This is a genomic window from Streptomyces sp. NPDC054840, assembly GCF_053611065.1.
In genome coordinates this window covers 1-3,294 of sequence record NZ_JBSGZP010000756.1, presented here as the reverse complement: position 1 = coordinate 3,294, position 3,294 = coordinate 1, and the positions used below count along the sequence as shown (strand labels likewise).

The following is a 3,294-nucleotide window of genomic DNA, read 5'->3' as shown; positions in this document are numbered from 1 at the left end:
CGAGTACGTCCAGTACGAGCCGCGGCCCTCCGCCTTGCGATGCACCACACCGGACGCCGCAACCCGGCAAACCTTCCCGGCCACAGCACTAGAAAGCGCTAGGGGCCGCCGGGGCCTTGCCGGCATCCGGCCGCTGAACAGCCGTGGGGGAGGCCAGGGCCCGGTCCCGGCGGACCGGGGGCTTCCTGCTGTCTGACATACGGATCCGACACGCTTCCGCTCCCGCCGCGGCTCACCTGCCCGTCCTACTCTTCAAGCATGGCTCTGTGGATGGCCTGGACCGTGATGTCGGTCGGCTCGGCGGGGGGAAGCATGGACGGCATCGAGGGAGCCGTGGCGGCTCTCGACAGGTCGGTGCAGCGGATTCTGGACCGGGACCCGACCATGACCGGCAGCCCGGCGACGGCACTGCGTGAGTCGGCGCGCGACATCCGCACGCGGATGCTCGGTGAGGGGCGGGCTGCCGTTGAGCAGGGGGAGCGCTGGTCGGCCGAGGTGGGAGAGGTGAGAGTGCTCCTCGTCCCCCGGGACGACGATTCCCCCGCCTGAGCTTGCCCCCACGCGCCGTTCCTGTCCCGGGGGCAGGGCGATCTCGCAGAACTCGTGAAGTGCTCCTGCCTCCGGCCGGCAGAGGTCCGGCGCCCGGTTGCGGGAGTCCGCCGGTCACGAGCAGCCGAACCAGCGCCCGATGGGGCGATCCGGGCAGGTGCGGCATTCGAAGATGTAGACGCCGCCGACGTCGCCGGGGCACAGACCTGCGGGGTTGTCTGCGGCTTCGGCCCAACCACTGTCGGTCCGGTCCACGTCCACCGGGCGGGCAGGAGCGGACGGGTCATGCACCGGACTCCAGGAGCGGGGTATGACAGCAGCACACCCGCCCCCGCGAGCGCTCTCGGAACCCGGCAGCGGCAAGAGCCCGACCGGACACTCCGAGGCGGGCCGCCTCCCTGTCCCGTCAGGCCCGCGCAGACAGCCCGCAGCGAAGCCGGCGCGGCCCGCGCACGCGGCACAAGGCGCCGGCCGGCCCGCGGCGGGTCACCCGGTGGCCATCCGCGCGAGCACGTGTCGGGCTGGGCGCCCGGCCGGCGGGCCGGCCGCTGCCGACCCGACAGGGCTCCGTACAGCCGACGGCGGCCGGTCGCCCCTCGCTGCACCCGCACGCGTGCGCCCCGCCCACGCCGCAGACGCCGCTATCTCGCGAAGGGCTGGGTAGCAGCCATTCATGGACGGGGTCAGGGACCGGTCGCGGATGGCGGTCATCGGGTCGTTGGAGGAGCTGACGAGGTTGCTCTCCGGCCGCCACGGGCTTTATGTGCGCTGGTCGAGAGGCCCGCAGTTCGATCTCTTCCCCGAGGCGTCGAGCCGGGACGAGCTCACCGGTGTCGAGCTGCCGGGCCTGTCGGCGAGCCCTATGGACGTCGAGGACTGGTGGGGGCAGCGGCCGCTGCGGACGTGGGCCGCGCGACGGCTGTACGACTACTCCCACCTGCCGCGGGTGAAGGACCCCCGGGTCAGGCCCTGGCTGCTCCTTGGCACGGAGGCCGGGCGCGGGCCTGACAACGAACCCCTCGTACGGGACGTGGAGCCCCTGGGGTGGGTGGACCAGAAAGTGATCGACGAAGCGGAAGAGGAGATCAAGCAGCAGCAAGGCGTATGGGGGCCGCTCAACCGCAGGTGACCCCTTCGACACTCCGAGAGGACCGAGATCATGGGTGATGCACAGCAGCCGGAGGCACGGCGCAGTGGTAAGGGCGCCGCGACCCCGCAGGAGAGCAGGCACCTCAAGGCGGCCCAGCCGAAGAACCCGACGAAGGCGGGCGAGGACCCGGAAAGCCGGTCCCAGACGGGCGGTCCCACCCCGCCTGAGCAGCGTCCCGACCACCCGTGACGCCGTGAGATCGCCGGCAGGCCCCGGTGCGGCCCTTCCTCTCCCCGGAGGAGGCCGTGTCCGGCATGTGGAGCCACAGCCACGAGTCGCATCACCGGCCCGGCTCCCGCTCGGTCGGGTTTCAGGCCGAGGCCGGCGACGGCACGTCGGTGAGGTCGCCGAGGAAGCCGGCGCTTCCCACATCCTCGTGGACACCGGCCCGTGGATGAGCGGGAGGGAGGTCATGCTGCCTGCCGGGACCGTCGTGCGCGTCGACATGAAGCAGGAGAGGATCCTGGTCGGCCCGGACAGGTACCGGATCAAGGCTGCCCCTGCGTACGACAAGGGCAGCCACCGTGGGAACGCCGCTTACCGCGAGCGGCTCGGCCGGTGTCGGCCGGTCCTACGAAGACAACCGGTGACACACCCGGCCCGCCCGCCCGCCCGCCCGCCGTCCGCCCGAGCCGGCCGGCCGGCTCGGCCCTGCCGCTGATGAAGGCGGCAGGGCCGTCACACGCGTACCGTCCCGAGGCTCTCGGACCGGCCGCTCGCGCCTTTCCACGTCTGCGCCACCCGGCGGTGACGCGGGGTTGGTCCGTTCAGGTGCGCAGTCGGCTGTTGGGACCGTCCGGGTCACCGGCGGCTTCGTTGTCGTTGAACCAGTAGTCGCCGGCGGCCAGGTACCGGAAGGTATGGGCGCCTTCCCTGGCCAGGGTGACCGTGACGGCCCGCCGTCCGTCCTCGCGCGGCTGCAGGGTGTGGATGCCGGGCTGCCAGTCGTTGAAGTCACCGACCACGCTGACCGGCCCCGGCGGCGTGTCCGCGGGAAGGACGAAGGTGACCTCGGTGCGGTCCTCGTGAGGCGTGTGCTCCAGCATGGCGCTCGGCTCCTGACAGTGCTGGGGGGATGGACGGAAGTGTGCGCCCATCCTCCGCACCCGGGCGACAGCCCGCACCCGCACATGCGGCGCGGCCACCTCACCCGGATCACGTCGGCCGGTGCCGGCACCCTGTCCGTCGGCCCTGCTGCGGGCTGAGGACTGCGGGCTGCGGGGGAGGGTGGGCCCTGATCCGCACGGCGATCGTTCGGGGCGCCTGGGCGACCACGTCCCCGGGCCGGCACACCGCAGGCGTGCCGGACCCCGTACACACCCTCCGCGCCGGTGCCGACTCCTTGAAGCCGGCCCGAATCCAGCTCGCCACGGCCACGGTGCGCCACACGGGTTCTTCTCCCCTGGGCGCGCAGGTGGCGCGGGTCTTCGGCGAGGGGAACCGACGGGTTGTGAGACGTCGCCGTCGGCGTCCTGCCGTCATCATTAGGGTGACTCGCTACTTGTCATCCTTTCGACGACATGTTACAACGGAAGCACGTTGAAGCGCATGGGCAGTTCCTGCCTGAACCCACCGGAGGTGTTTCGCGATGTTGA

The 3,294-nt window shown here is 72.0% G+C and carries 4 protein-coding genes; 3 read left to right on the top strand and 1 reads right to left on the bottom strand.

Annotated elements, in window-relative coordinates; translation table 11 throughout:
* The first annotated feature begins 258 nt into the window (after window positions 1-258).
* From ACWGIU_RS33495 to ACWGIU_RS33485, 3 genes are all read left to right on the top strand, one after another.
* A complete protein-coding gene (locus ACWGIU_RS33495) occupies window positions 259-549 on the top strand; it encodes a hypothetical protein (RefSeq protein WP_453711871.1) in 291 nt (96 codons plus the stop codon).
* 673 nt (window positions 550-1,222) lie between these two features.
* Window positions 1,223-1,678, top strand: coding sequence for a DUF6098 family protein (locus ACWGIU_RS33490; protein ID WP_453711870.1), 456 nt, complete (start codon window positions 1,223-1,225; stop codon window positions 1,676-1,678).
* Window positions 1,679-1,708: 30 nt separating this feature from the next.
* Window positions 1,709-1,888 carry a hypothetical protein gene (locus tag ACWGIU_RS33485; protein ID WP_453711869.1) on the top strand — a complete coding sequence of 60 codons (180 nt, stop codon included), beginning with the start codon at window positions 1,709-1,711 and terminating at the stop codon, window positions 1,886-1,888.
* Between the two features lie 578 nt (window positions 1,889-2,466).
* Here ACWGIU_RS33485 and ACWGIU_RS33480 read toward each other — a convergent pair.
* Entirely contained in the window at window positions 2,467-2,745 is a 279-nt protein-coding gene (locus tag ACWGIU_RS33480) for an isoamylase early set domain-containing protein (protein ID WP_453711868.1), read from the bottom strand.
* Window positions 2,746-3,294 lie beyond the last annotated feature (549 nt).